The following is a 26,108-nucleotide window of genomic DNA, read 5'->3' on the forward strand; positions in this document are numbered from 1 at the left end:
AAAACCGCGCTACCGCAGCAGTCACACAGAATTAAATTCTAAATTCTGACTCCTGAATTCTATTTTCTTAAAGTTTGATTTCGGAATGGATTAATGCTAAATTCCTCTATCAATCAATCGCTAAATTCTTTGTTTGATATTGCTCATAATATCCAGATTGAGTCCAATTTTTGTATTTACCATCCTAATTATCAACCCTTCGCTCTGCCAACTAAAATAGCCGATAGATTTCAGCAGAATTCAGTAGATTTACAACAGAAGTATCTTACTCTCTTACTACGAAATTTTCTCTATGGAATCTATTACAATGGCTCCCTGCAAAGTACTTTGGCAATCAATACTGATAATACTAATCGACTGCCAAAGCATAATTTAGCAGATAATTCTATTTTGGAGATTGACTGGGACTTTTACGAACAACTGCACGCCAGTAATCACGGCATAGGTTATTTTGACCCTCGATGGCAGGTGTTACGGAAAGAACCTGATGGGACTATGGCTGTGACTAAAGGCGGTTTAACACTTTATGTTGAGCCAGACTGCCATCTAGAATCCAGTAAGAAATCTACCAAAGTGGGTGATATGGTAGCAATCTGGATGCCTAAAAATCGACTGCAAAACGGCTGTTACTTAGCAGTTAGCAATGTTGGACAGGAACAGCAGAGTAACCCAGACGCCGATTTAGGAGGAGGGCGAATCTACTTTAACTTTACGCCATCTGGTGCGATCGCTCTCATGGAAAGCTTAACGCTGCAACTAAATGCAGCCTCGATTCCCTTTAGCTTTCAGGTTCTTTACAATCCCTCTGCATACGGACGCTATGATTCGGGGCTACTCTACTTTGAACTCCACGACTATCCAGCAATCCGCACAATCCTTCAGACTGTTTATATCGAAAATCAATCCCATTTCCAGCCCGAAATTCCTTTGTTTACCAAATTTTTAGCCCCAGGGTTAGGTTTAGCCGAAGAACCAACCCAAAAATTTGCGGCACAAGAAAGTTTTGGGATGAACCGTTGCCAAATCGTCGCTAATGCTCTGTTAGAAGCTTGGCAAAAAGGTAAAAATGCAATGGAGGAACGGATGAGGGTTATTGACCAACACTTTGCGCGACACCTAATAGATTTGCAGCGTCCTTATCTTAATCCTAGTTCTGAGGATATATATAAGCCGTTAAATTGATTGATTAATTGGGCATGGGGCATGGAGATAAGAGATAAGGGACTATAGGATAAGTTGCAGCAAGTTTTTCCCCAATGCCCAATCCCCAATCCCCACTCAAAATTCCACAATAACTGGTACATGGTCGCTAGGTTGAGTTAACTTTCTGGGTGCAACATCAATGATGCAACTTGTCGCACGCTCATACAAGATGGGTGTGAGATAGTGATGGTCAATTCGCCAACCTAAGTTACGACGGAAGGCGGCGGAACGATAATCCCACCAGCTATAATTTCCACCTTCTGTGGTGAATTTGCGAAAAGCATCGGCAAATCCTAGTTTCAGAATATCTCGTAAGGCTTGGCGCTCTGTTTCTGTTGCCATAATGTGATTTTCTGTACTCACTTGCTCGTGAATATCCTTATCTTCCAAGGCGATATTGAAGTCGCCGCACACACAAATTGCGGGTTGTGACAGCACGAGCAATCGCAAATACTCGTGTAGCGCTGTCAACCAGCGCAGTTTGTATTCGTATTTCTCAGTTCCTACCGCTGCGCCATTAGGAACATATAAGTTTATAATCTGAACACCATCAATTACACCTGTAATCACGCGCTTTTGCTCGTCCCATTCGTGATGTAAATCTGGCAAAATCTCCCTAAACCCGCTACTGACATTGAGGAGTGGCTGGCGGCTAATCAAGGCTACACCGTTATAAGATTTTTGTCCTGACATATAAAGGTTATAGCCTAACTGCTCAAAAGGCGATCGCGGAAATTCAGCATCTACAACTTTGGTTTCTTGCAAGCAGAGAACATCAACGGGATTCAGGGTTAACCAATCGATAACCTGTTCAAGGCGAGTGCGAATTGAGTTGACGTTCCAAGTAGCGATTTTCATTAGTTAATTATCAGATTTTTTCTAAATTACTAATTACAAATTATGTAATTATTGTACAATTACTTAATATTTATAATTTCTGTTCCCTTTCCTAATTACCTTTAAATGAAGCTTTAATGACTTGATCCCATTCAAGATTTTAGTATTTGCAGCTACAAAATATTCCATTTTGTAAGTTACGCTACAAAATATTCTACCTTATTATGATTCCCAAGACAGATGCAACAAGTAATAGGTTAGCTATACGGTTAGAAGTGTAGCTCAGAGTTGACTTTTGCGTATAGTCCGTTAGATTTGTTGGTAGAAAATTTGCGGTACGGTTAACCGTTATTGCGCTTTTGTTAGCCTGTTAGGTTAATTTAAATGTCAAAAGAGTAAGTACAAATGCTCTTTACTCATAGAATAATGATGTCGCTCATTATATTGAGGACAATTTCATAGACTGAACCAGAAAAACTTATGAAAATCGCTCAAGTTGCCCCCTTATGGGAAAGGGTTCCACCTCCTAATTATGGAGGAATCGAACTGGTAGTGAGTCGCTTGACTGATGAACTTGTTCGTCGCGGTCATGAGGTAACTTTATTTGCCTCTGGCGATTCTCAAACTTTGGCTCATTTAGAAGCAGTTTATCCACGTGCATTGCGCTTAGACCCAAATGTGAAAGAGTATGCAGTGTATGAAATGTTAGAACTAAGCCAAGTTTACCAGCGTGCTGACCAATTCGATATTATCCATTCTCATGTAGGGATTTCGGCATTACCTTTAGCGAGTTTGATAACAGCAACTTCTACAGTCCACACCCTGCACAATAATTTTACAACTGACAACCGTCACGCATTTAGCTACTACCAAAAGCAACCATATATCAGCATTAGTAACTCGCAGCGTCAAATCGATCTTAATTATGTTAGTACGGTTTATAACGGAATTGAGCTAGCAGATTACCCATTTGTAGCCCAACCGTTAGAACCTCCATATTTAGCATTTTTAGGTCGTTTTTCGCCAGATAAAGGCCCGCAACATGCGATCGCCATTGCTAAACAGAGTGGTTGGCGTTTGAAGATGGCAGGAAAGGTTGATGCAATATACTCTGAGTTTTTTGAACAAGAGATTGTCCCTCACATAGATGGTCAGCAAATTGAATATCTCGGCGAAATTAACCACACCGAAAAAATTGAACTTCTGGGCAATGCTGCCATAACTCTTTTCCCCATTAGCTGGCAAGAACCTTTTGGGTTAGTAATGATTGAATCAATGGCAACTGGTACGCCAGTGATTGCCACAAATTTAGGTTCTGTACCTGAAGTTATTGCCCACGGTGAAACAGGTTTTATCTGCAATAGCCATGCAGAAATGGCAGCAATGATTCCACTAGCTTTGGAACTCAATCGTCAAACCTGTAGAAAACACGTAGAAAACAACTTTAGTGTTAGCCAAATGGTTAACGGATATGAAGCTGTTTACAGACAAATTATTAAAGACCGCATAGAATCGAATGGCCGCATTCATGCAGCTAACATTCAGTTTTAATCAACTGCTTTTTTAATGAGCTTAAAACAACAATTTTTTAAGGAGAATATTGGTATGAGTACGAGAGCTAACACCTGCCCATGCTGCGCTGGTTCCCTTTTGCGTCATGTCCGTCATGGTGAACTATATTGGTTTTGCCAGTCGTGTCGACAAGAAGTACCGCTATTAACTGCAACTCGCCTACCTAATGTGGCTAATGTGGAAACCCGGAACACCGGAGTGGTTCCTCAGCCAGCGGTGAATACCTAGTTTTTCAACAGATAAAACCTCCTAAAAATCAATACTAATTTAGTTTAAACCTATCAATAAGCCTCAACTGGTAAAATCAGATGGAGCTAATTCATAGGTTTAAAATTTTGTTAGCAGCCTTACTTTACGGTCAAGAAGATTTACGCCTAGAGCAAGTTCCTGACCCCACTCCGGCGGCTGGCGAGGTTGTAATCCAAGTCGGGGCAGCAACAACTTGTGGTACAGATTTGAAAGTTTGGCGGCGTGGTGGTCATGCCAGAATGCTGATAGCGCCAACGCTGTTTGGTCACGAAGCGGCTGGGCGAATTGTTGCTGTGGGTGCAGGAGTGACAAATTGGCAAGTAGGCGATCGCGTCGTCGCTAATAATTCTGCTCCATGCATGAAATGCTTTTTTTGTCAACGCCAAGAATATTCCTTATGTCCGAATTTAACATGGAATAATGGGACTTTTGCCCAATACCTAAAAATTCCCGCACCGATCGTCGAGCATAATTTGTTGCAGATTCCTGATGAGTTGCCGTGGGAATTGGCAGCGATGACAGAACCTTTAGCTTGTGTGTTGCATGGCGTAGCGCGTTCAAATATTAAGTCTAAAGATAAAGTAGTCGTGTTAGGAGATGGAGCGATCGGGTTAATGTTTGTGGCGGCGTTGAGCGAGAAAGCTGAAGTTTTGCTGTGGGGAGGTAATAACCATAGGCTAGAAATTGGTCATAAATTGGGTGCAACCCAGACCTTTAATTATCATCAAATTCCAGAGATTCCCAGTGTAGTGAAAGAACTTACCCAAGGATGGGGTGCAGATGTAGTAATTGAAGCCACTGGTGTCCCAAATGTTTGGGAAACTGCGATCGCTTGCGCTCGTCCTGGTGCAACAGTCAACTTATTCGGTGGATGTCCACGGGATACTAGCATTACTGTCAGTACAGAACAGCTACACTATAACGAACTTACCATCAAAGGTGTTTTTCATAATACACCAGAGTATGTGCGATCGGCCCTTGCACTCATAGCTAGTCGCAAAATTCCCTTTGAGTTACTTATTAGCGAACAGCGACCATTAAAAGATTTAGAACAGGTGTTTTCTGAGATGAAGGCGCGTAAAGTAATTAAGGTGGCGATGATTCCTTAAATTGTATTAGTTACAGTGTGAGCAAGGAGACAAAATGTTATTTATGGTGGTCGAGCGATTTAAGCAAGGTAAGGCTAAATGAAATATACTGCCGATTTCAAGAGAAGGGGCGTATGATGCCTGAAGGCTTACAGTATATAGATAGCTGGGTTGAAGTCAACTTTAATCGTTGCTTTCAACTGATGGAATGTAACGATCTACGTTTATTACAGGAGTGGATATTCCAGTGGCAGGATCTTGTTGAATTCGAGATAAATTTCTATCGTTCCGTCCAAAGAGACAGCAGAGATAGTTACTAAGATGCTTTAGCACCAGACAGATGCCATAAAAAGAGCTAGGAAGAATTTTTCTGCGTCTTATAGTTTAATTGAGCGATCGCTATAATTGCATCTCTACCACTTAATAACTAAATCTTTATGGCAAACGCTATTTCAATTACCGATTCTCTAGTTCCTAATCCCGTCCCTAAATCAACAATTATTCGTTTAGAGAATATCTTTAAAGTATATGGCAGTGGCGAAACTGAGGTCAAAGCACTTAACGATGTGAATTTGACTATCCACGAGGGCGAATATTGTTCGATTATGGGGCCATCTGGTTCAGGTAAATCCACAGCTATGAATATTATTGGCTGTCTAGACCGACCCACAGGCGGACATTATTACTTAGATAATATTGATGTGGCGCAAATGGATGATAAATCCTTGGCACACATCCGTAATAAAAAGCTGGGTTTTGTCTTCCAACAATTCCATTTATTACCCCAACTTACAGCATTAGAAAATGTGATGCTACCAATGGTTTATGCTAGTGTGGATCCGAAAGAAAGAAGCGATCGCGCAACAGAAGCCTTGACGCGAGTAGGTTTAGCAAATCGCCTCAACAACAAACCAACTCAACTATCTGGTGGACAACAACAAAGAGTAGCGATCGCGCGTGCGATTGTTAATCGACCCGTAGTACTCCTCGCAGATGAACCCACAGGCGCACTTGATTCGCGTACAACTCAAGAAGTCTTAGATATTTTTGGCGAACTCAATGCCAGTGGAATCACAGTTGTGATGGTAACACATGAACCAGAAGTCGCTCGTCAAACCCAGCGCATCGTTTGGTTCCGTGATGGTCAAGTAGTACACTCTAACCTTACCCCAGCCGACTTAAGTCAGTTAGCTGTCTCGTAGGTTATAAAAGTCCGCCTGTGCGGACTTTAGGTTGTGTAGGAGCGACTTCTAGTCGCCAAAGCTGATTACAAACTTGACGTTTTCCCAGTTTCTGCTTGCGTTGCGATCGGCTTAACATCGGTGTAACCCACTTCACCAGCTATTGTCCGAAAAACTGACATTTGCTCCTCAAAATCTACTCCTTCAATTTGGGAAAGTAGATCGTTAACTGCCTTACTTGGCTGGTAGGTAGCTGGTATTCCAACCACCGTGTCTCCCATAGCTACCGCCCAAGCATACCAAACTAACAGCTGGTTATTTTCTTTTATCGCCCCATAAGCGCGAGAATATTCTGTGTCTTTGCGGTTAACAATATCCCGCATAATATCTAGTTGCTGCTCATCGGATAATTTAAAATAATCTCCTAGCAGAAGTGGTGCTAACTCTGGTTCGGCCGCAGCGGGAGCAGCTGGTGTGATCGAATCACCCATTTTTTTATAAACAAAATAGAACCACGCTAATTTGGCATCGGTATCTAAGGCGTTAAACGCATCCACCAATTTTTGAGTTTCATTGCTCTGAGCTTGAGAAATACTTTTATCGTAACTTGCAGTCATAAATTTATTTCCAAGGAAATCTAATAGGCCAAACTAACTCCTACCAGAGTTTGAGGATCGGATTCTACTACCCATAGAAATAGTTAAATTAATGGAAAATTTTACCTTTAATCTACCTTTTAATAGAGGTAAAAGTCTCCCCCAGGAAGCAAGAAAGCAGCACATTACTTCGCTATGATTGCCCTAGCAATAAAAAATTTACCTAAGGTTTTAATTATGCCTGATGAAGAAGTAAAGCCCAATTTAAATGAAGCTTCCAGCCATGAGGCACAATTAGCTGCTGAAAACATAGCTAGTGGTGAGGAAAAAGCGCCAACGGTGGATTTTGATGATGATTATGCAGCTGCACAAAAATTCAGCGTTAGTGAAGTCGATCGCACAGGTAAGGGTGCAACAGCAGCTGAAGCAGCTACTGCACCTAATCAGAAAACCTCTCAGCCACAAGAGACAAAAACTCAAACTCAGTCAACTGGTAATCCTGATGATTTTCTAGAGTCAGCAAAAGAAGTTGGAAATTCTCAGACTGGAGGTGCAACTAATGTCAGTGATGATTTAGTAGAAGAAGCTTTGGAAAAGGGCGAACGAAAAAATTAATTTTCCCTGATATCTTAATTATTTTGTCAGATGGGCAATGTCACAAAATAAGATAATTGAAATTATCGCATTGGTAGACATTGCCGACTCTACTATTTTTATCGATTGTCAATTGTTAAAATTATCACTATCGACTTTTGACTATTAATTAACGACTATTCATCACTTCTAGTAGTTCGCTAGGTTTCTGAATTAAATAATCTGGATTTTGCTTGGCTAGTACTTCCGGTGAGTTAAAACCCCAAGTGACTGCTATCACTTGGATATTTGCTTTTTTTGATGCTTCTATATCTCTGGTTTCATCGCCAACATAAATAACTTCTTGAGGTTTGAGTTGCTTTTGCCTCAAGACATTATTGATAATAGTTGTTTTGCCAAAAATTGTAATTCCTGAGTAGATAAAATCAAATAGGTGATTTAAATCATTGATTGTAAGGAATTGTGTAACATTTTCTTTAGAATTAGAGGTGATAATACCTAGTTTATATCCGTGATTTTGGAGTTCTGTTAATGCTTCCTTAATTCCCGGAATAGGCTTTAATTCTGGGATTTTGTTTTTTAATTCTCCTTTAACTTTCTTAACTAGAAAAGGTATCTTAAATAAAGAAACTCCTGAGTACTTAATGATTTCCCTAGATGTTAAGTTCTTGAGGAAGGCTAATTGTTCTGGGCTTATTTGTTTATAATCAAAGTCTCCAGCTAAACGATTAGCAATACTTACAAGGGCATCTACTGTATCAGCAATAGTGCCATCAAAATCAAAAATAATTACTTTCTGGGTCATTCTTCTGCCTAAATGCGTCAAGATTAGCTAGGGCGTTGCGTCGTAACATTTCTGGCTTAATCCGCCGCAAGGCAGATGCTGGAAAACGTTTATCCCACTCCCGATCTGAGATTTGGGCTAATTCTAGCAGGTGGGGAGCAATATTCCCAGGATAAGGCTGAAACTCTGCAATATCAGTTGTTTGAGCAAAACGCTGATTCCAAGGACAAACATCTTGGCAAATATCACAACCAGCAACCCAGCCTTGCAAATGAGATGCGATCGTCTCTGGTAATTCCTTGTCACGATTTTCAATTGTATGATAAGCAATGCAACGATTAGCATCGACAACAAAAGGCTGAGTAATTGCACCTGTGGGACAAGCCTGAAGACAACGAGTACAGCTACCACAGTGTTCTGTGTGCGGGCGATCGCTCTCTAATTCTAAATTAGTCAACACTTCTCCCAAAAATACCCAAGAGCCATATTCCCGTGTAATCACATTACCATTCTTGGCAATCCAACCAATTCCGGCTTGTTGAGCCAACACTTTATCTTGCACCGGGCCAGTATCTGTATAATAAAGAGCTAATACGCCTGCATCAAGTGATTTTAGCCATATAGATAGCTGCTTGAGTTTTCTATGCATTACCTTGTGATAATCCCTTCCCCAACCATAACGGGAAATTTTGGCGTATTCCTCACTTTCAGGGCGTTGATGTGGTGTGTAATAATTCAGCGCTACACACACTAGCGATCGCACCTCTGGCATCACTAAGCGGATATCCTGACGCTTGGGATTAGCCATCCATTTCATATCAGCGTGATAACCTAGTTCAATCCATGCTTGCAACCTCTGCGCTTCTGTGGCATTTACCCGATCTACAGCAGTAATTCCAACTTTGTGAAAGCCCAACTCGCTGGCTTTTTCTTTTACCAGACTGCTGCTCGTTACGGAATACTGATTCATTTTTTTTATCTGGATTTTGCCTAAATAAAGGCGTCTTGATTATACATTATCTAACTAATATCTTTAATTAAGATTTGTTACTTACCCGATATATAGCCTGTCTTAAGTTGCGTAACAGCTCAAGACTTCCATCGTCAGGAAGATTTATTAATATGTAGCAATCTATCTCAACAGCAGCTTTTTTTTTACTTATTTTTGTATTGAAATTAATATTTAGACACCATAATACAGGTAATTTTATGACCTCTGCTGAATTTATATCACCAGCGCAGTTTGAAGAATTCCAGATTGAGGGAATTACAGAACCAAGCGTACTGCGTTATTTTGAAACCTTAAATGCAGGAGAATTTGAGGCAACTGCTGCCTTGTTTGCGATAGATGGTGTAATGCGTCCGCCATTTGAATCTGATATTGTGGGGACAGATGCGATCGCAGCCTACTTAAAACAAGAAGGTCAAAACATTAAAGCTTACCCCAACACAGGAATAGCCGAGACTTTAGAAAATGGAGATATCCAAGTCCAGGTAACAGGCAAAGCACAAACTTCTTGGTGTAGTGTCAATGTATTGTGGCTATTTATCCTCAACCAACAACGGCAAATTTTATATACTAGAATCAAACTTTTAGCTTCCCCCAAAGAGTTACTTTCTTTACGTCGTGAAAAGTAAGTAGAAAATAACTACAAAGGGTAAAGTTTTAAACCAATATTTCTCACTGAGTCACACAGGATTCATGGCTTTATTCTGACTCCTGAATTCTGAATTCTTCTTCGTAAATAGCATAAGTTGAAAAATAGTAACTTTTGTCTATTGGACTAATTCGGGTAAAGTAGCTTCTAACTTGAGACAGTTTGCACCATTAATCTGCAACTTGTAATCTACTTTATCCATGAGACGATTCATAATCAGCCAACCATAACCACCTTCTTGCTTTTCCATTGGATTTGGAGCGTAGTAGTTAGACATATCAAAGCCTTCGCCGTAGTCCCAAATTTCTAGGGCAAAATCCCGGTCTTTCACTTCCAAGCGCAGTAAAATCGGTAAATTTGGTTGATCCTTATGGGCATGACGGACTGCATTAGAGTAGGCTTCCACTAAAGCCAGTCTCAAACGACTTGATTGCCGCGACCAATCTACAGATTCCCCTAGCTGAATTTTCAAACATCCCAACAACCAGTTTTCAACAATATTAAGAAAATTCAAGTCGCTTGGTACATGAAGCTCACTTTTCATGACTTACAAAATCTCCAGTGAAAGTATAGTTTGATCGTCTTCTTGAACGTGATTATCTGCCTGGATGCGAGCTAGTAAATGGTTCAGAGAAAGTGGTTGTTGCTCTTGTTGTAAGAGTTGCCAAAGACCATCTTGATTCAGCATCGAACGGTTCACTGGCTCAACCCCAGCCTCAGTTTTTCCTGTTGAATCATGATTACTTGATACCATTGCTTCTGTAATTCCATCGCTGGCTAGTAACAATGTGTCTCCAGCAGCGAGAACTAAGCGACCAGACTGTGCCTGCCACTTGGGCAAAATCCCCAAAGGAACGCTGCGAACTTTCAGGTAATTGGGATTTTCAGCTAAAGTCGAGCAACGCGACCATAATATTGGGTAAATATGACCGGCATTAGTGTAGACCAGTTCCTTAGTGCTAGGGGTATAACAAGCTAACACAAGAGTGACAAAATAATTGTTGCTAATCAAATCTTCACTGAGAGCGTGGTTGAGGTTCTGCATGACCACATTCGGCTCTGCTGGTGTCTCTTGAGATAATTCTCGGCGCAAAACTGAAATAATACTAGCCATAAATAAAGCTGCTGGGACGCCCTTACCAGAAACGTCACCCACTGCCAACCACAAGTCGCCTTTAGGATGGACAAAAACTTCAAAAAAATCGCCTCCGACTTCGCGCGCTGGATAGCAGCAAGCTTGTACCTTCACACCTTTGATGTCAGGTAAACTTTGGCGTAGCAGGTTGTATTGAATTTGGCGAGCCACCTCTAACTCAGTGTGAATCTGCTGTTGCTTTTCTTGGAGGCGTTGGTAGAGTTTTGCTTGGGAGAGGGCTAAGGCTGCTTGTTCGGCAACACCTGCAATTAGTTGGATATCTTCGTCTTCCCAAGGGCGATCGCGTCCCCATTGGTGGAGGGTTAGTACAGCCAACAGATGCTGATGGTAGCTAAGTGGCACAACTAGGTGATGACCAGGATTACCGTTATATATATCTTGAGCAAGTTGATAATGACGGGTTTCCAGCACCTTTTCTATTAAAACACTGGAGTCGAAGAAGCAATCTAATAGATTAGATTTCGGATCGCGGTAGAAAAACTCGTCTTGTGTAAGGCGATCGCCCTCTACTGGTTTGAGCAAGCAACTGGTAGCTTCAAATGTTTCTCCAATAGTTGCGACAATTTTTTGCAGCATACTATCGTAGTCTAAAGATTCCCGAATTGCTGTTGTTACCGCATTAAACAAAGATTCTCGCCGTAGGGCCCGACGTAACTCTTGGGTGCGCTTTTTAACTAGGCGATATGTATCAGTGGCTTGCTCAACTAAGCTTCTCAGCCGTTCTGGATTCCAGGGTTTGGTAATGTACTTGAATACCTGACCGGAGTTAATCGCATCTACCAAATCTTCGACATCAGTAAAACCAGTTAACAAAATCCGAATCGTGTCTGGAAAGCGTTCTACAGTGCGACTAAAAAATTCAGTCCCATTCATTTCTGGCATTCTTTGGTCAGAAATAATTACCGCCATTTCGCCAAATTGATCCAAGATTTCCAGAGCACCAAAGGCATGATTGGCTTTATATACTTGAAAATCTCGCCTAAAAGTGCGGTAGAGTAAATCTAGGTTATCTGGCTCATCATCTACCACCATGAGTTTAAGTTTGTCCGTACCAATTTCAGCCATATTTGACTTGTGTTTTTATATATTTGAATGGCGAGATAATATGATATTTATCCCACCTAATAAACAAGAGAAAATCAGAGAAGCCATTCACTTTGAAAATATAACTTTTCAAAGTTGTGAGTTTCCCTTGATTATCCTCAATCGATCCACACCAAAATTAAATTTATCCAACTAACCCAGAACGCAAGGCGCGGACTGCTGCTTGGGTACGGTCATCGGCACATAGCTTATTCAAAATATTGCGAACGTGAGTTTTAACAGTGCCAACTGTGATGTAAAGTCTTTCCGCAATTACTGCATTACTACAACCTTCGACAATCAACTGTAACACTTCCAATTCCCTTTCTGTCAGGGTGTAAGGTGGAATTTCTTCCAAATTCTCAAAAGAATCTGGGTTAGGAGCAATAGTCTTATAATCGACCAAAGCCGATTCCAACTTTTGAGGATTTTGTTGCGCTTGTTGTAATACAATCCGAGCGATCGCTGGATCGATCCAAGCGTTGCCATTGTAAGTTACTCGTACTGCTTCCAGCAAATTATCGAATTTAATATCTTTCATACAGTAAGAGTCTGCACCAGCGGCAAAAGCTGCCAACACCGCTTCTTTGTTATCCCGCAGCGTCAAAATTAACACTTTTGTAAGTAGCTGCTGTGGATTAGTAGTAGATTTTACCTCCCGTGTTAATTCAATGCCATCCTTATCTGGTAAACCAATATCTACAATGGCAATATCTGGTTGTAGCATTTTTAACATTTTTAGACCTTCAGCAGCATTAGCAGCTTCACCTACAACTTCAATTTCATCCTTTTGCTGTAGTGCTGTGCGAATACCCACACGAGTTAGGTCATGATCTTCAATCAGAGCGATACGAATTTTACTCATAGCCAACTTCAGCCCGTTACACTATAACCATAAAGTCGAGTTTCGTGACATACTCCCACACTAACTGCAAGCAGTATAGTGGAGGCTTCTATTCCCGGAACCAGAGTTGCGATTTGAGCGTTTTATACTGAGTGAATATTACACTTTAACAATCAAAGTTGGACTGGTTCAGCCCAAGCACAAGCGCCCAAGATTAATAGACAGAGGAATGAAATTAATTATGTGTTATATAAAACACTTGTATATACGTAGCAGTGCTACGTACATACATTCTTGTTCACTCTTATGTCTATTTAGTTTAATTATGCTTTCTCTCGTTGCCGGGCAAAGGGGAATCTCTTTTGCCTAAGTTCTAATATAAAAAAATTTGATAAACTTAACATTCATGCAAAATCTGGTGTGAGTATTACTTAAGAATAGGCTATGTTTAACGGCAATCAAGCATTTTCAGTGTTGGGAATACCAGTTCATGTGATGGCTGACTATCCAGGCTGGTTGTTAGAATGCCTGCACACAGGCAGAGGAACTCATGTAGTAACGCTCAATGCAGAAATGACTATGCAGGCAGAGCGAAATCAATTATTAGCTCAAGTGATTAGAAATGCTGAACTCGTGATTCCAGATGGAGCTGGGGTTGTTCTGTATTTACGGTGGCTGTTATGGCAAAAAGTGCAGCGCTTTCCAGGGATTGAATTAGCAGAAAAACTTTTGCAAGCCCTTGGGCAACAAAAGACAGGGGCTAAGATATTTTTTTATGGAGGAGCGCCCGGAGTGGCTGCAAAAACGGCAGATTTTTGGCAGCAGCAAATTCCAGATTTGAGTATAGTCGGCACTCACTCAGGCTACCATTCCCCAGAAGAAGAAGCACAATTGCGACAAACTCTTGCTCAATTGCAGCCACAAGTGATTTTTGTCGGTTTGGGGGTGCCACGCCAAGAATTATGGATTGCCGAAAACCGCCATTTGTGTCCTCAAGCAATTTGGATTGGCGTTGGTGGCAGTTTTGATATTTGGTCGGGAACTAAAACTCGCGCTCCCGCCTGGTTAGGAAATAATAATTTGGAATGGTTGTATCGCCTTTATCAAGAACCTTGGCGCTGGCGGCGAATGTTGGCTTTGCCAGCATTTGCGGTGAAAGCGTTTGTTTATCGTTTGACAGCAAGGGGTGCAATTAGTTAAGAGTGCTGAGTGCTGAGTTCTGAGTGCTGAATTCTGAATTTCGGGTGTTCTTACTTAGTTAGTATTAAAGTCTTAAAAAAATTTTAAATTTTCTTTGTTGAATTTTAAATTCCCAGGCGAAACTTGGGAATCCTTGTTTTGGGGAGAATATCACATTTAAGCAGGCAAACTGTTTGGTTGTGGGTATGAGGAAAATTTAACAATGCCAGTATTAACAACTCAAGTTAAAACAGATAAATCCGTTCGTGGAGAGGACTGTGAAACTCAACAGCACAGTAACAATACTACTACAAAAGTACAATTGCAATCTGTAACCAAGACTTATGTTAACGGCACTCACGCCTTATTAAATGCCAACCTTGAGGTAAAAAAGGGAGAATTTCTGTTTATCACGGGGCCAAGTGGTTCTGGTAAATCAACGCTCTTGAAACTGCTGTATGGCCAGGAATTACCTACACAGGGAGAAGTAATTGTTGATAAATGTAATGTAGCGGATTTACGGGGCGATCGCTTGTCATTATTGCGGCGACGGATTGGTATTGTGTTTCAAGACTACAAACTCATTAGCCAACGAACAGTAGCAGAAAATGTCACTTTTGTGCTGCAAGCTCAAGGGTATACCCGTAAAGAAATTCAACGACGTTTAGAACCAACCTTAAAGTTGGTAGGTTTACTGAGTAAAGCTGACTGTTTTCCAGATCAACTGTCTGGAGGAGAACAGCAACGGGTGAGTATTGCTCGTGCGATCGTTGGTACACCACCTTTACTGTTGGCGGATGAGCCTACTGGAAATCTCGATCCAGATAATTCTTGGCAAGTAATTCAGATTCTTCAGAAGTTAAATTCCTTTGGGGCTACAGTAATTGTCACCACCCACGATGAACAATTGGTACGGCGGTGCAATCATCCGGTAGTGCAAGTTCGTAATGGAAGGTTGTCTCAAAAATAAGTGTTGGGCATGGGGCAAAACAGCACTCAGCACTCCTGAAGGGCATGGGGCATTGGGCATTAATTATGACTGAATCATTTAACCAAGGACAAATGACAAAGGACAAATGACAAAAGACAAATGACAAATAATTAATAAACGTGGTGCTTGATTTTTGCTGATATCGGTGTGAAAATTGTTGCTGTTTTGGGGGGTAGCACTTGTAGGCGATCGCAGGCTTGTAAACTCTTAAAAGCTGCCTCTCGCACTACAACTTCTTCCTCTCGACTGAGTAGGAGTTGCAAGCATTGGACAATATCTTGCTGCACTGAAGAATCAACTCGCTTACGGCTGATCAATTTAGTTAGTTGACTTAAAGCAATCAATCGCTTCAATGGATCTTTTTCTGTTAAATTCACCAACAAGCGATCGAGGTGGTCTTCTTCTCGATTTTCATAGAAGTTGACAATTTGCCATACCAATAAAATTAAAGTTAACAGGGTTCCTACACCTTGTACAATCGCACCAGCAGCAATCCAGTGACTGTGAGAGTCAATCCATATTGCTGCTGCCATGTAAGTGCTGACAGTCGCAATACCACCACTGATGACTGCTAAAACTAACCGACGATTTGAACTGTTTAAGAAATTACGTATTTTTGACCAGCGCAATTGCCAGTCCCACTCCTGCATTGAGTAAACCAATACCATTACTCCAATGCCGATTAAGAGAGCCAGTAGCAGTTTCCAGTTCCACAACAACATGGCAATGATAATTGTCAGGAACCCAAGAAAGCCCCCAGGGCCAGAGAAACGTTTAAATGTTTGCTGCTTTATGGCTCCCTTTGTCTTGAATTTTGTCAGCGACCAGTTCCAGTTGGGGATTTGGTTGATCAATTGCTGCCAAGAAGACGAAGCCTGTGCCACAGTGTTTACCTACTTGATTACAAAATTACCTATTGTATAAGTTTTACTATGGATGAAGAAAGGATGAAGGCTCAAATTACAAAATGCCCGGTTTTATAGACGGATAGTAGACTAATACAGCACAGCGCAAATAAGATACCATTTTCAATCGCTCAGAGCAAGGGCATTTTGTACGTAAGTCTTAATTAAAGACAAAAACGAAAGTTATCAAGGGTGAATTGACCATCAAAAGTACAAAAGGTAACGCTGTAAATGTTATTCACATTTATAGATAATAAGGTATTGGGAGAAATTGGCGAGTCGGAATTGGCAAGATTAGAGCCTGGTAGTGCAGTTTGAGCGAGTAATTGCCGATCGCGATCGTAGGCGGAAAGCACTAGCCGTTGCGAACTAGTAACAAAGGCGCTAACTGAGTTAACTGGACGCAAGAAACTAGCTTCTAAAAATCCGCTTTTGGGCGCTCCCATTAAGACTATTAGCCCTGAATAGATTGGAAATGCTGGATTTGATGGCTGTATTGCTAGAGAATTGTGAAAAATGACTCCCCAAGGTTCATATTGGCGCTCTACTGCTTCAAAACACTTCAAGTCTTCTAAGTCTAAACAAATACAAGTAGGTACAGGAAGTCTGGTAGCATCAATAACTGGCTCGACCTGACCCCGCCTAGCTGAAGCTTTAATTTCGTTTTCTATATTAAAGTTGTCAAGCGCAAATTTAGCGTCTTCAATCGTTGGTAGTTTATTTGATTGAAGAGTAGCCTGCTCTACCATGACATCCCACCTTACCATTACTTAGATAATAATCAGATTAGTTATACATCAAAAGCTATTGTTTCTACATATATTAAGTAGAATTAACAGCTTATTAAAATAAGCGTTTTAACTATTGTTGACGTGTTGACGCTCAAAATTATTTATGGGTTTTTTGATAGACTACCATAAAAACTTATGTTGGATTCACGCTGGAGCGATCCTCTCTATCATGAAAAACCCTTATAAAACAGTAATTTCAACGTTAATTTACTTGATGATTATGAAAAAAAGCACCAAATCTTTACAAGTAATCTAGTAATTTTATATCTACTTAATCTGACGCTAGCGAGAAGTCTTAGAATGATTGGTTCGCTGATAATAACAATGAGTGGGGAGTTTGAACTAGACACATGAAGAGTGCTGAGTTAAAAGACTGCCTACAAAGGACGTTGCTTTTACTAAGTACACAGATATTGAGTGCAATGAAGAGTGCTGAGTGAAAAGTGCCTCGGCTTAAAGTTGAAAGACCACCTGCAAGAGGTGGGGTATCAACCTTCTTCTGGCGAAAAGATTTCACCCACGAGGGGCGGGGCTTTGACCAAGTATATTAATGCTGAGTAATTCTATTTACTCAGTATTCAGCACTGAGTACGGTAAACATCTAGGGTGACTAAAGCGGAGGCGGATAAATTATCAAATCTTCTCTTTCTGTGCTTGCGTCCCAGATATCGTGTCTTACTTGTGCCAACGAATCACTACAGTCAACAAAAAAATACTTATGTTTCAACCACTAGGATTTGAACAACGTTCTATAGATACCTCACTAGGTAGAATGGTATATTACACTGCTACCGGAGCACCTTGGCAGGATGATGGAACTGCCAAAGACGATCGGGAAACTTTGGTATTCCTGCACGGCTTTGGTGGTGGGTCTTCTGCTTATGAGTGGTCGAAAGTTTATCCGGCTTTTGCGGCTGAATATCGAGTCATTGCGCCAGATTTGCTCGGTTGGGGTAGGTCTGAACATCCAGCACGGAGTTATAAAATTGAGGATTATTTGACCACGATTCGGGAGTTTTTCGAGCAGACTTGTACTGGGCCAGTAACAGCGATCGCTTCTTCTTTGACCGCAGGATTTACAATTCGGGTAGCAGCAGATCGTCCCGATTTATTCAAGTCTTTAATTCTTACCACGCCCGCCGGACTTTCTGACTTTGGCGAAGACTACTCCCGTAGTTTTTTTGCCCAATTAGTTAGCGTTCCCATTGTTGATCGTTTACTTTACAACACTGGAGTTGCTACTAGTGGTGGTATTCGCGGCTTCTTAGAACAAAGGCAATTTGCTCAATCAAATCGAGTCTACGAAGAAATTGTAGATGCTTATCTACAATCCGCCCAACAGCCTAATGCTGAGTATGCAGCACTGTCCTTTGTTCGTGGCGATTTGTGCTTTGATTTATCCCTTTACATTCAACAATTAACCACTCCTAGCGCCATTATTTGGGGACAAAAGTCAGAATTCACAGGCCCCTCAATTGGTCGCCGCCTTGCTGAAATCAATCCTCAAGCAATCCGATTTTTTCAACAGTTGGAAGATGTCGGATTAACACCACAGTTAGAATTGCCAGCAGTAACAATTGGGTTAATTCGCAAATTTTTGCCTTTGCTTAATTAACATGAGTAGTAGAGACGCGTTCGCTCCGCTGCGCTAATGCGTCTCTACATTCTTTTTTACCAGATTTTAATAAGATTGCTAAAGAAAATATTATCAACAAAAGTGACAATACTATTTATCTTTCAATCTGATATCAATAACAGTTGCATTGAAGTCGTAGTTAAAGCCTTCTAACTCAAATGGCATCCCAATTTTCACTTTACTGTTACCCAAAACTGGCCCGCTTTCAGTAACTTGAGCTTTACCATCTAAAGTCAAAAGAAAATCTGTACTATAATTGTTGCTCTTGGGATCTGGCAGTTCTTTAACACTGCCATCCGGTTGGAAAACATTGATTGTTCTAGGTAGCTGTTGAATAGATTTAATTTCAATCTGTCCGTATGGTTGATTGCGGATAATCACATTGGTTTTTTCACCTTTTTTGAACCCATTATCGATTAATCTTTCTGGGTCACGTACATTCAAACCACGAACTACTAAGTCTACTTCTATAGGTACTGTTTTCGCACCGACTTGGGCAACGGAACCAGAAGTGCCAGGAAAAACGAAGATGCCAAAGATAACTAGCAAAATTACCAGCGCCGCACCTAAATCTAGAAGATTGATTTTGCCAAACAAGCGACCTTTTGAATCTAAAATAGCCATAAAAAGTTTTCCAAGGTAATAGCGAAGTAATGGATTGTAGCAAGAGATTTTTCGATGAAATCGGCGATTTTCCTTATTTAGTAATAACTCAAAGTATTCGGGGTTGTAGTTATGCGACAGTTTATCACGAGTTCGTAATTTCCGAGGAATGGCAGCTAACCCTCAAACTTTTACCTGTTAATACTGACGCGCCTAGAAAGTAAAATCTAGTGTTTAAGCCTATCTCTGGAGAGAATCCCTAGCCTCCCACAGTTAGATAGATTTGAGTCAAGATTATCTGTATGACAACTCCTTTGGTCTTGAGTTAAGAATGCAACTTAGAATACTCTAAATCCGTCTCATAATTTGTCACCTCATTTTATGTTCTCCCGAAATAATCTTCAAAGTGTATTATGTTCAATTGGAAAGGTTTTACTGCAAATTACCGTGTATGGCGGCGTCGCTGGTTTTATCCCCTAATTTCAGTGGTAGTTGCCCTGAGTCTGTGCCTGAGTACACCCTTGCCTGGAAGAACTTTAGATTTCTTACCTCTTCTACTCCAAGGAGTTCAGGCATTTCAGCTTTCTAATATATCTCCTAATCAAGAAGTTGATCTTGGTAAGCAGATTAATCAGGAATTGGTCGGCAGTCAAGTCCGACTTTACCGCAATCCCGAAGTGAATCGTTATGTAGAACAAGTTGGTCGGCGTTTAGCAACGAATAGCGATCGCCCCGATCTCCCCTATAATTTTCAGATAGTTCAGGATGACTCTATTAACGCTTTTGCGACCTTGGGCGGCTATGTATATGTCCATACAGGTTTGCTGAAAACCGCAGACAATGAAGCAGAATTGGCAAGTGTACTCGCCCATGAAATTGGTCACATTGGCGGAAAACACGTAGTCAAGCAGATGCAGCAAAAAGCCCTCGAAAGTGGTCTATTAACGGCGGCTGGCTTAGATCGAAGTTCCGCAGTGCAAATTGGTGTACAGTTAGCGCGAGACTTACCACGCAGTCGTAAAAACGAATTTGAAGCCGATCAAAGAGGACTACGAACTTTGACACGTACTGGTTATGCCCAGTCAGCAATGGTCTCTTTTATGCAAAAGCTGCTGAAAAAAGGTGGTTCTACTCCGACATTTTTGAGTACACACCCCGGAACTAGCGATCGCATTGAAGCCCTCAGACGTGCAATTAACTCTCAACCTAGTAATGGAAAATATGGCTTGGATAAAGCTAGTTATAAAGCTAATATTCGACCATTAGTAAGGTCTTGAGGGAATTGGGAAAGAGGAGGTAGGAGGCAGAAGTTCTAAAATGTTTGAATTTTGATTGATTTCTCCCCACTTCCCCTCATTTCAAATATTGCTCAATTCTTATTGCGGCGAGCGACTTTAATTTTGGCTGGATCGACCGTACTTACAACCTCTTCTAAAGGCAGGATACGGATATAATTTTTAAAAATATTAACTTGATAAACCAACTGATTTGTGACATCTAGTCCAGTCAACCAGCCACTCCGAGGATGATAAGCGCCAGTATCTATGTCTAGCCATCCCTTGCCTTGAGCCAGTTTCCCAGGAGAAACACCCGGCAGGGTAAAGGTAATGGTGTGACCGATGATAATTTGTTTATCTGGAAAGTAGGGTTTTTCAATGCTATGAAATTCCTCTCGTATCCAGCACAGTTCATCGGCAGTTTGTTCTGTCACCGACTTGCAAGGGTCAACACCAGCATGAGTTAACCAAATATCTCCCAAGTCAAGGTATGTAGGCAAAGCTTTTAACCAATCCAGATGGTCATCAGGAATTGGAGCCTCTTGATAACTGGCCACGGTAGCTTGCCCTCCACCAAACAGCCATGCTTGCATCGTCGAGGAGGAAGTCCTTTCATTGGTCAGAATGCTTAATAACATCTGCTCATGATTTCCCAATAAACATGAGTAGTTATTTTGCTTGACAAAATTAACTACTTGTGCGCTATGAGGGCCGCGATCGATTAAGTCTCCCAGAAAATAGACTCGATCTTCTGACGTGGGGGCGATCGCCTCCAACAATGTCATTAAACCTTCATAGTGTCCATGCACATCCCCAATTACAACTCGTCTGGGGCTAGTTTCGCTCATTGTCTCTTAGCTGCAATAGTTTTGGCTAATACTTCTGCTACAGTTTACGCTGTCTGCTTTCCGCAATGAAAGGTAAAAATACTGGATAATAGTTATTTTAATTTAATTTTTGTACTAGTAATAAACTGAACTTATCAAATATATACAACAGCAATTGTTTTTCATATATAACTTATAATAACGATGCGTAAGACTAGCTTTTTCTGCTAATTTAAATTACTTAGCCGAGAATTTAGGCTCTTGCCATATTCATCACTTTTAAATTCACAATGTCTAATGGTTTCTCTGCTGAAATTAGTTCGCGTATCTGCAAGCACATGAATGACGATCATGCTGATGCTGTAGTTATTTATGCTAAAGCTTTTGGTGGTGTAACAGATGCGCTCGCAGCCGAAATGCTGTCAATTGATGCACAGGGTATGGATTTAACAGCGCAAGTAAATGGGGAAGCTGTACCAGTTCGCATTCAATTCGATCATATTTTAGTAGATGCGGAAGATGCCCATCAAACTTTGATTACAATGGTGAAACAGGCGCGGGTGAAGGCTAAATAGGAAATTACAAAGTAATTGACACTAAATTTACGATACATTTAGTCACATATTTTCATATATATAGCAATACTGACACACAAGTTGAATTACCCCCCTTAATCCCCCCGATGCATTGGGGGGAAAAAAGAAATCTAGTTCCCTCCCCAATACATACGGGGAGGGTCAGGGTGGGGTAAAACCCTGGTTAATTTAGCTGTTGCAGAGTTGTGTGTACACCGTAGCCGCTTGAGGGGAGAGGATTAAGGGGTGGGGTGTAATTGTAATAACAAGGGGAATCATAACTAATTATGCGGACATGATATTATGTCGTAATTTCTGTAAATACTCACCCCGCCAGCCGATACATAATCACTTTTCCTTTCCAATTTTCTTCTACAAATACCAGATGTTCACCATTGGAACGCCGAAAAGCGCGAATACCGTAGGGTATATCAATCCAGCCACTTTCGCCGCCAACTTCCAGGCCTGGTTTTAACTTTTGTACTTGCGCTCCCGTCTTGGCATTGTAGACATATACCTCTGCGGTTTTGACTGTCACAGCAAATACATAGTCTCCCGCCACACTGATTGCTGCTGTAGACACTTCACGCTTACCGGTGCTGTCGTAGGGAATTACAATCCGCCATTTGGGAGTACGATTTCCTTTACTCCAATTGTCAAAACAGGCAATCTCAGATCCAGCAACTCCAGCATCGTCACTAAATGCAGGGCGATCTACCGTAAAACCTGACAAATACATACTATCTGTTTCAGGGAAATATTCGATCCGCCGCAAGTCGTTAAATATTTTGGGAGTAGTTTGCTTTTCCATCGAACTATAGCTGTAGATGGGGTTGCCTTTAGGATCTATTCCCTGTAAAGGATAATGTCGAATGCCATCTTCTGTTCGCAAAGCTTTCCAAACATCTCCTTTGCTGTCTACCCACCAACCACCGAGATAAGGATAATCTTTGCTGCGATCGTATTCGTTCTTTTCAAATTTGCCATTACCGTTGCGATCGCGCCAGATCCATTCCCCTTTTTCTGGTTGATGCGGTGGCCAATTTCCGGTGATAAATGGTTTATCTGCGCTGTTAGTACCGACAAACATTCCGGCGGGTATGGCGACTTTACCATCTGTGGCGGAATTAAAACGATATATTTGTAGAAAGCTGTTATACATATCTGTGAGGAACAAAAACGGTTTCCCTTGGATGCGGCGAACAAAGGTTCCATCTGGAGATGTATGCAGACGTGGATCTTGAGGATATTTGAAAGCATTTAAGGTGTAGGCTTTGTAAGTCCATTGCTTACCAGCAGCCTTACTATAATCCATCAGATAGTGTTCTTGTTTGGTGAATAAATCGACACCATCGGTTTTAGGATCGGCATCTGCATTATCGACAAATATTAATCCCAGCGATCGCCACATTAGTTTTCCCGATGGCGAAAATTTCCGCAAATCTGTTCCTGATTTGTTGAAACCATTACTATTTATATAGATATTGCCTGAAGCATCTGTACCAACTCCGGTAAGTCCGTAAAGTTTCAAATCTCGAACTTCACCAGGAACTCCTGCATAAATACCGCCTTTAGAACCGAAACTACCCACCTGTACCGGTTTATCTTTGATGTCGTAAATCAACATTTGCTGACGCGGGCCATTTTCTGCTACTAACAGCTTACCTTGATGATTAATAGCGATCGCTGTTGGTTCGACGATATCTACGAGCTGTTGAGGCAATTGTTTTCCATTTTGGGAATAATGTAAAATTTTTGCAGGCTTACTACCATTTTTACTTTGAATAATCCACAGATTTTTTTGTGGATCGATAGTTATTGCTCCCGGATTAGCAAAGGTAAAGCTGCGGAGTTCCTTCATCGTATCAGTATCATAAACACGAATCTGGTTAGCAGCAAAATCACTCACATACAACTCGCTTCCTACAGTTGCTAATCCAGTGACTTCACTTTTAGTACTGGTAATCAACATACTTTTATCCCAGCCACGCCCATTCGGAAATGGTGCAGGTTTTCCTGATAAATCATAGCGTCTAACGCTATACCAAGTTGTTCCTTCTGGTGGGTAATCTTCTTTTATATTGCCCCTCGAACCTTGAGTCATGGCAATATAAACATATTTACTATTTGCTGTTACAGCTTTACCACCGCCACGACTCCAGCCGTGGGTATCCCCAAGGGCAGCAATAACCTTACCATCTTTATATATTCCTGCCTCCATTGCTGCTTCATCCCAATGGCTGTTGGTATAAACTGTGCCATCAGGGGTAACATACATGGCCTCAATATTGTTTTGTACCCGCAGATTTCCACTGCCAATAGTATTACCTATCCACGATGTTTTGTAGTCAGGCGTGGGTGTTTCAGTATTGTTTTCTACTAGCAGATTTTTACTGTCAATAGTATTACTTATCGACGATGCTTTGTAGTCAGGCGTGGGTGTTTCAGTATTGTTTTGTACCTGCAGATTTGTACTGTCAATAGTATTACTTCTCGACGATACTTTGTATGTAATTGTCGGTATTTCTGTTGTTGCCCAGTCTGTTGTCATTCCGATGCTAGTAACAATGACTGCAACAGTCATACTGAGTAAAAAATTAAAATTTTTACTTCTTTGTAAATATCTAGTCTTAGATAATTTTTTTACCTGCTGATTGAATTCATGACAAAGTTTTACTAACTTCGCCAGTAACTTATTTCTCATATATTTTTAAGCTTTTAATTATTTATATACAATTAACTTTTATGAAATCCGCATAGAATATGACTGTTTTTTAATTCACTAATATACAATTTTTTCGGAGCGAGACATTTGATGACAGATCAATAAAAATCTATCAGGATTAAAAATGTATTATTCACATAAACTTTATCAAACCCACATTATTATTTAAAATCTCAAGTAATACTTTAAAATTATTAATATTTACTTTATTCGTTGTAAACATTAATACAATATTGCTTGTTAATCAGTAGTTTTTTGTTGGTATATCTAGCATACAGCTTGGTTAATTTTAAGTACAATATCTATCGTAGCTGTGTTATTTAGTTAATAAAAATACAGGTTTTAATTCATTATTGACGTTGGCATATAAATAGTTTATAAATTGGTGTTCCATAAAAAAACTCTTATTAGTAATGTGTATTCCGAAATTATAGTGATTCGGGTTTGGATACAACACGCAGTGGGGGCGCACATCTGTGTGCCACTACTGTTTTAATACATTTATAGGAGACATATCGATGGAAGCTAATAAAAAAAGAAGTTTGAATTCAGCATCTGCATCTATTCTCACCCTTGGATTAGGCTGGTTTCCCAAAAGTCCCGGAGGACTAGAAAGGTATATTTATGAACTAACTCATAAATTAGCCGCAAATCAAGATCGGATTGAATTATGCGGAGTCGGTTTACCAGATGCTGAACTAAATTCACCAATTAAGCTGACTAACTTGGCGAGTCCCGATAGTGCTATTTGGCAAAGATTATGGTCAATTCGTAATAATTTTCAGAAAACAAGAACCAGCAAACCAGATGCTATTAATTTACACTTTGCATTATACAGCTTTCCTATTTTAGATATTTTGCCAAAGGGAGTACCAGTTACTTTTAACTTTCATGGCCCTTGGGCTTCTGAAAGTCAGCAAGAGGTAGTTAATAAAAACCTCAGTCTTTTAATCAAGCATTGGCTAATAGAACAAAACACTTATAATCGCTGTGATCGCTTCATTGTTTTGAGCAAAGCATTTGGTAAAATATTACATGATAAATATCAAGTACCGTGGAGCAAAATTAATGTTATTCCCGGTGGAGTTGATATTAATTGGTTTCAACCAAATTTATCACCCCAAGAGGCTTGTACAAAGCTAGGCTGGCCAAGTAATCGCCGTATCCTATTTACATCACGCCGCTTAGTGCATCGAACGGGAGTTGACAAATTATTGCAAGCTCTGGCTATAATTAAGCCCAGAATACCAGATGTTTGGCTAGCGATCGCAGGTCGTGGTCACATCCAAGCTGCGCTACAACAACAGGCTACAGAATTAGGACTAGATGACAACGTTAAATTTTTAGGTTTTCTCCCTGATGAGCAATTACCTATGGCTTATCAAGCTGCTGAATTGACTATTATGCCTAGTCAATCTTTTGAAGGATTTGGATTAGTAATAGTTGAGTCTCTAGCCTGTGGTACTCCTGTTTTATGTACTCCAGTTGGAGGAATGCCAGAAATTTTATCAGAATTTTCACCCGATTTCATTACGACTTCAACAGAAGCCTCAGACATTGCTGAAAAATTAGAACAAGCACTTTTGGGAAATATCCCCATACCATCAAGATCAGACTGTCGCTATTACGCCAGCACACACTATGACTGGAATCAAATTGCCCAACAAGTACGGTATGTTTTATTAAATTAAACAAGTGATTGTAATAGATAGTAAGGGTGCTACGTGAGTCAAATTAGATAAAATAGAGGTTTA

At 40.6% G+C, this 26,108-nt stretch carries 26 protein-coding genes; 14 read left to right on the plus strand and 12 right to left on the minus strand.

The window, feature by feature from the left end:
• Positions 1 to 93 precede the first annotated feature (93 nt).
• Positions 94 to 1,182, plus strand: coding sequence for a T3SS effector HopA1 family protein (locus ACFE93_RS14410; RefSeq protein WP_375473936.1), 1,089 nt, complete (start codon positions 94 to 96; stop codon positions 1,180 to 1,182).
• A gap of 96 nt (positions 1,183 to 1,278) precedes the next feature.
• Here the strand turns inward: ACFE93_RS14410 and xth are convergent, their stop codons facing one another.
• A complete protein-coding gene (gene xth / locus ACFE93_RS14415; RefSeq protein WP_375473937.1) occupies positions 1,279 to 2,061 on the minus strand; it encodes an exodeoxyribonuclease III in 783 nt (260 codons plus the stop codon).
• Between the two features lie 459 nt (positions 2,062 to 2,520).
• On the opposite strand from xth, the gene ACFE93_RS14420 reads away from it, so the two are divergent.
• From ACFE93_RS14420 to ACFE93_RS14440, 5 genes are all read left to right on the plus strand, one after another.
• On the plus strand, positions 2,521 to 3,591 hold the full coding sequence (locus ACFE93_RS14420; protein WP_375473938.1) for a glycosyltransferase family 4 protein: 1,071 nt from the start codon (positions 2,521 to 2,523) through the stop codon (positions 3,589 to 3,591).
• Between the two features lie 54 nt (positions 3,592 to 3,645).
• Entirely contained in the window at positions 3,646 to 3,840 is a 195-nt protein-coding gene (locus tag ACFE93_RS14425; RefSeq protein ID WP_375473939.1) for a hypothetical protein, read from the plus strand.
• Positions 3,841 to 3,947: 107 nt separating this feature from the next.
• Positions 3,948 to 4,970, plus strand: a complete 1,023-nt coding sequence (locus ACFE93_RS14430; RefSeq protein WP_375473968.1) for a zinc-binding dehydrogenase — start codon at positions 3,948 to 3,950, stop codon at positions 4,968 to 4,970.
• A gap of 113 nt (positions 4,971 to 5,083) precedes the next feature.
• Complete coding sequence (locus tag ACFE93_RS14435) at positions 5,084 to 5,269, plus strand: DUF3303 domain-containing protein (protein WP_375473940.1); 186 nt, start codon at positions 5,084 to 5,086, stop codon at positions 5,267 to 5,269.
• A gap of 117 nt (positions 5,270 to 5,386) precedes the next feature.
• The gene (locus tag ACFE93_RS14440; protein ID WP_375473941.1) at positions 5,387 to 6,151 is read left to right on the plus strand and encodes an ABC transporter ATP-binding protein; all 765 of its coding nucleotides are present in this window, start codon (positions 5,387 to 5,389) and stop codon (positions 6,149 to 6,151) included.
• Positions 6,152 to 6,216: 65 nt separating this feature from the next.
• Here ACFE93_RS14440 and ACFE93_RS14445 read toward each other — a convergent pair whose 3' ends face one another.
• Positions 6,217 to 6,747, minus strand: coding sequence for an orange carotenoid protein N-terminal domain-containing protein (locus ACFE93_RS14445; RefSeq protein ID WP_375473942.1), 531 nt, complete (start codon positions 6,745 to 6,747; stop codon positions 6,217 to 6,219).
• A 216-nt stretch (positions 6,748 to 6,963) separates the two neighbouring features.
• Here ACFE93_RS14445 and ACFE93_RS14450 point away from each other — a divergent pair, with 216 nt between their 5' ends.
• The gene (locus tag ACFE93_RS14450; protein ID WP_375473943.1) at positions 6,964 to 7,341 is read left to right on the plus strand and encodes a hypothetical protein; all 378 of its coding nucleotides are present in this window, start codon (positions 6,964 to 6,966) and stop codon (positions 7,339 to 7,341) included.
• A gap of 148 nt (positions 7,342 to 7,489) precedes the next feature.
• Here ACFE93_RS14450 and ACFE93_RS14455 read toward each other — a convergent pair whose 3' ends face one another.
• A complete protein-coding gene (locus tag ACFE93_RS14455; RefSeq protein ID WP_375473944.1) occupies positions 7,490 to 8,125 on the minus strand; it encodes an HAD-IA family hydrolase in 636 nt (211 codons plus the stop codon).
• The gene (queG, locus tag ACFE93_RS14460) at positions 8,100 to 9,074 is read right to left on the minus strand and encodes a tRNA epoxyqueuosine(34) reductase QueG (RefSeq protein WP_375473945.1); all 975 of its coding nucleotides are present in this window, start codon (positions 9,072 to 9,074) and stop codon (positions 8,100 to 8,102) included. The genes ACFE93_RS14455 and queG overlap by 26 nt, the downstream gene beginning before the upstream one ends.
• A 239-nt stretch (positions 9,075 to 9,313) precedes the next feature.
• On the opposite strand from queG, the gene ACFE93_RS14465 reads away from it, so the two are divergent.
• Complete coding sequence (locus tag ACFE93_RS14465) at positions 9,314 to 9,742, plus strand: ketosteroid isomerase family protein (RefSeq protein ID WP_375473946.1); 429 nt, start codon at positions 9,314 to 9,316, stop codon at positions 9,740 to 9,742.
• Positions 9,743 to 9,880: 138 nt separating this feature from the next.
• Here ACFE93_RS14465 and ACFE93_RS14470 read toward each other — a convergent pair whose 3' ends face one another.
• The 3 genes from ACFE93_RS14470 to ACFE93_RS14480 all read right to left on the minus strand — a co-directional run bounded on the left by ACFE93_RS14470 (position 9,881) and on the right by ACFE93_RS14480 (position 12,866).
• Positions 9,881 to 10,306, minus strand: coding sequence for an ATP-binding protein (locus tag ACFE93_RS14470; protein WP_375473947.1), 426 nt, complete (start codon positions 10,304 to 10,306; stop codon positions 9,881 to 9,883).
• A gap of 3 nt (positions 10,307 to 10,309) precedes the next feature.
• Positions 10,310 to 11,983 (minus strand): SpoIIE family protein phosphatase, encoded by a 1,674-nt coding sequence (locus ACFE93_RS14475; RefSeq protein WP_375473948.1) that lies wholly within the window; start codon positions 11,981 to 11,983, stop codon positions 10,310 to 10,312.
• Positions 11,984 to 12,146: 163 nt separating this feature from the next.
• On the minus strand, positions 12,147 to 12,866 hold the full coding sequence (locus ACFE93_RS14480) for a response regulator (protein ID WP_375473949.1): 720 nt from the start codon (positions 12,864 to 12,866) through the stop codon (positions 12,147 to 12,149).
• 423 nt (positions 12,867 to 13,289) lie between these two features.
• Here ACFE93_RS14480 and ACFE93_RS14485 point away from each other — a divergent pair, with 423 nt between their 5' ends.
• Together ACFE93_RS14485 and ftsE are read left to right on the plus strand one after the other, a co-directional pair.
• On the plus strand, positions 13,290 to 14,045 hold the full coding sequence (locus ACFE93_RS14485; protein WP_375473950.1) for a WecB/TagA/CpsF family glycosyltransferase: 756 nt from the start codon (positions 13,290 to 13,292) through the stop codon (positions 14,043 to 14,045).
• Positions 14,046 to 14,247: 202 nt separating this feature from the next.
• Positions 14,248 to 14,994 (plus strand): cell division ATP-binding protein FtsE, encoded by a 747-nt coding sequence (gene ftsE, locus ACFE93_RS14490; protein ID WP_375473951.1) that lies wholly within the window; start codon positions 14,248 to 14,250, stop codon positions 14,992 to 14,994.
• A 131-nt stretch (positions 14,995 to 15,125) separates the two neighbouring features.
• Here the strand turns inward: ftsE and ACFE93_RS14495 are convergent, their stop codons facing one another.
• Positions 15,126 to 15,899 (minus strand): armadillo-type fold-containing protein, encoded by a 774-nt coding sequence (locus ACFE93_RS14495; protein ID WP_375473952.1) that lies wholly within the window; start codon positions 15,897 to 15,899, stop codon positions 15,126 to 15,128.
• A gap of 185 nt (positions 15,900 to 16,084) precedes the next feature.
• Positions 16,085 to 16,687, minus strand: a complete 603-nt coding sequence (locus ACFE93_RS14500) for a hypothetical protein (protein WP_375473953.1) — start codon at positions 16,685 to 16,687, stop codon at positions 16,085 to 16,087.
• A gap of 742 nt (positions 16,688 to 17,429) precedes the next feature.
• Between ACFE93_RS14500 and ACFE93_RS14505 the strand changes: the two genes are divergently transcribed.
• Positions 17,430 to 18,326, plus strand: coding sequence for an alpha/beta fold hydrolase (locus ACFE93_RS14505; RefSeq protein WP_375473954.1), 897 nt, complete (start codon positions 17,430 to 17,432; stop codon positions 18,324 to 18,326).
• A gap of 111 nt (positions 18,327 to 18,437) precedes the next feature.
• On the opposite strand, the gene ACFE93_RS14510 is transcribed toward ACFE93_RS14505, so the two are convergent.
• The gene (locus ACFE93_RS14510; RefSeq protein WP_375473955.1) at positions 18,438 to 18,971 is read right to left on the minus strand and encodes a DUF4330 domain-containing protein; all 534 of its coding nucleotides are present in this window, start codon (positions 18,969 to 18,971) and stop codon (positions 18,438 to 18,440) included.
• A 392-nt stretch (positions 18,972 to 19,363) separates the two neighbouring features.
• On the opposite strand from ACFE93_RS14510, the gene ACFE93_RS14515 reads away from it, so the two are divergent.
• Positions 19,364 to 20,227 (plus strand): M48 family metallopeptidase, encoded by an 864-nt coding sequence (locus ACFE93_RS14515; protein ID WP_375473956.1) that lies wholly within the window; start codon positions 19,364 to 19,366, stop codon positions 20,225 to 20,227.
• Positions 20,228 to 20,319: 92 nt separating this feature from the next.
• On the opposite strand, the gene ACFE93_RS14520 is transcribed toward ACFE93_RS14515, so the two are convergent.
• Positions 20,320 to 21,075, minus strand: coding sequence for a metallophosphoesterase family protein (locus tag ACFE93_RS14520; RefSeq protein ID WP_375473957.1), 756 nt, complete (start codon positions 21,073 to 21,075; stop codon positions 20,320 to 20,322).
• 269 nt (positions 21,076 to 21,344) lie between these two features.
• Here ACFE93_RS14520 and ACFE93_RS14525 point away from each other — a divergent pair, with 269 nt between their 5' ends.
• On the plus strand, positions 21,345 to 21,629 hold the full coding sequence (locus ACFE93_RS14525) for a DUF2470 domain-containing protein (RefSeq protein ID WP_375473958.1): 285 nt from the start codon (positions 21,345 to 21,347) through the stop codon (positions 21,627 to 21,629).
• A gap of 325 nt (positions 21,630 to 21,954) precedes the next feature.
• Here the strand turns inward: ACFE93_RS14525 and ACFE93_RS14530 are convergent, their stop codons facing one another.
• Positions 21,955 to 24,333 (minus strand): hypothetical protein, encoded by a 2,379-nt coding sequence (locus ACFE93_RS14530; RefSeq protein ID WP_375473959.1) that lies wholly within the window; start codon positions 24,331 to 24,333, stop codon positions 21,955 to 21,957.
• Positions 24,334 to 24,872: 539 nt separating this feature from the next.
• Between ACFE93_RS14530 and ACFE93_RS14535 the strand changes: the two genes are divergently transcribed.
• Positions 24,873 to 26,045, plus strand: a complete 1,173-nt coding sequence (locus ACFE93_RS14535; protein ID WP_375473960.1) for a glycosyltransferase family 4 protein — start codon at positions 24,873 to 24,875, stop codon at positions 26,043 to 26,045.
• Positions 26,046 to 26,108: the final 63 nt, after the last annotated feature.

This window comes from uncultured Nostoc sp. (assembly GCF_964247315.1).
GTDB lineage: Bacteria > Cyanobacteriota > Cyanobacteriia > Cyanobacteriales > Nostocaceae > Nostoc.

What these genes read in the sequence shown, in the direction of transcription:
- ACFE93_RS14410 (WP_375473936.1), top strand. Translation starts at nt 94, where the DNA reads ATGCTAAATTCCTCTATCAATCAATCGCTAAATTCTTTGTTTGATATT.
- xth (WP_375473937.1), bottom strand. Translation starts at nt 2,061, where the DNA reads ATGAAAATCGCTACTTGGAACGTCAACTCAATTCGCACTCGCCTTGAA.
- ACFE93_RS14420 (WP_375473938.1), top strand. Translation starts at nt 2,521, where the DNA reads ATGAAAATCGCTCAAGTTGCCCCCTTATGGGAAAGGGTTCCACCTCCT.
- ACFE93_RS14425 (WP_375473939.1), top strand. Translation starts at nt 3,646, where the DNA reads ATGAGTACGAGAGCTAACACCTGCCCATGCTGCGCTGGTTCCCTTTTG.
- ACFE93_RS14435 (WP_375473940.1), top strand. Translation starts at nt 5,084, where the DNA reads ATGATGCCTGAAGGCTTACAGTATATAGATAGCTGGGTTGAAGTCAAC.
- ACFE93_RS14440 (WP_375473941.1), top strand. Translation starts at nt 5,387, where the DNA reads ATGGCAAACGCTATTTCAATTACCGATTCTCTAGTTCCTAATCCCGTC.
- ACFE93_RS14445 (WP_375473942.1), bottom strand. Translation starts at nt 6,747, where the DNA reads ATGACTGCAAGTTACGATAAAAGTATTTCTCAAGCTCAGAGCAATGAA.
- ACFE93_RS14450 (WP_375473943.1), top strand. Translation starts at nt 6,964, where the DNA reads ATGCCTGATGAAGAAGTAAAGCCCAATTTAAATGAAGCTTCCAGCCAT.
- ACFE93_RS14455 (WP_375473944.1), bottom strand. Translation starts at nt 8,125, where the DNA reads ATGACCCAGAAAGTAATTATTTTTGATTTTGATGGCACTATTGCTGAT.
- queG (WP_375473945.1), bottom strand. Translation starts at nt 9,074, where the DNA reads ATGAATCAGTATTCCGTAACGAGCAGCAGTCTGGTAAAAGAAAAAGCC.
- ACFE93_RS14465 (WP_375473946.1), top strand. Translation starts at nt 9,314, where the DNA reads ATGACCTCTGCTGAATTTATATCACCAGCGCAGTTTGAAGAATTCCAG.
- ACFE93_RS14470 (WP_375473947.1), bottom strand. Translation starts at nt 10,306, where the DNA reads ATGAAAAGTGAGCTTCATGTACCAAGCGACTTGAATTTTCTTAATATT.
- ACFE93_RS14475 (WP_375473948.1), bottom strand. Translation starts at nt 11,983, where the DNA reads ATGGCTGAAATTGGTACGGACAAACTTAAACTCATGGTGGTAGATGAT.
- ACFE93_RS14480 (WP_375473949.1), bottom strand. Translation starts at nt 12,866, where the DNA reads ATGAGTAAAATTCGTATCGCTCTGATTGAAGATCATGACCTAACTCGT.
- ACFE93_RS14485 (WP_375473950.1), top strand. Translation starts at nt 13,290, where the DNA reads ATGTTTAACGGCAATCAAGCATTTTCAGTGTTGGGAATACCAGTTCAT.
- ftsE (WP_375473951.1), top strand. Translation starts at nt 14,248, where the DNA reads ATGCCAGTATTAACAACTCAAGTTAAAACAGATAAATCCGTTCGTGGA.
- ACFE93_RS14500 (WP_375473953.1), bottom strand. Translation starts at nt 16,687, where the DNA reads ATGGTAAGGTGGGATGTCATGGTAGAGCAGGCTACTCTTCAATCAAAT.
- ACFE93_RS14505 (WP_375473954.1), top strand. Translation starts at nt 17,430, where the DNA reads ATGTTTCAACCACTAGGATTTGAACAACGTTCTATAGATACCTCACTA.
- ACFE93_RS14510 (WP_375473955.1), bottom strand. Translation starts at nt 18,971, where the DNA reads ATGGCTATTTTAGATTCAAAAGGTCGCTTGTTTGGCAAAATCAATCTT.
- ACFE93_RS14515 (WP_375473956.1), top strand. Translation starts at nt 19,364, where the DNA reads ATGTTCAATTGGAAAGGTTTTACTGCAAATTACCGTGTATGGCGGCGT.
- ACFE93_RS14520 (WP_375473957.1), bottom strand. Translation starts at nt 21,075, where the DNA reads ATGAGCGAAACTAGCCCCAGACGAGTTGTAATTGGGGATGTGCATGGA.
- ACFE93_RS14525 (WP_375473958.1), top strand. Translation starts at nt 21,345, where the DNA reads ATGTCTAATGGTTTCTCTGCTGAAATTAGTTCGCGTATCTGCAAGCAC.
- ACFE93_RS14530 (WP_375473959.1), bottom strand. Translation starts at nt 24,333, where the DNA reads ATGAGAAATAAGTTACTGGCGAAGTTAGTAAAACTTTGTCATGAATTC.
- ACFE93_RS14535 (WP_375473960.1), top strand. Translation starts at nt 24,873, where the DNA reads ATGGAAGCTAATAAAAAAAGAAGTTTGAATTCAGCATCTGCATCTATT.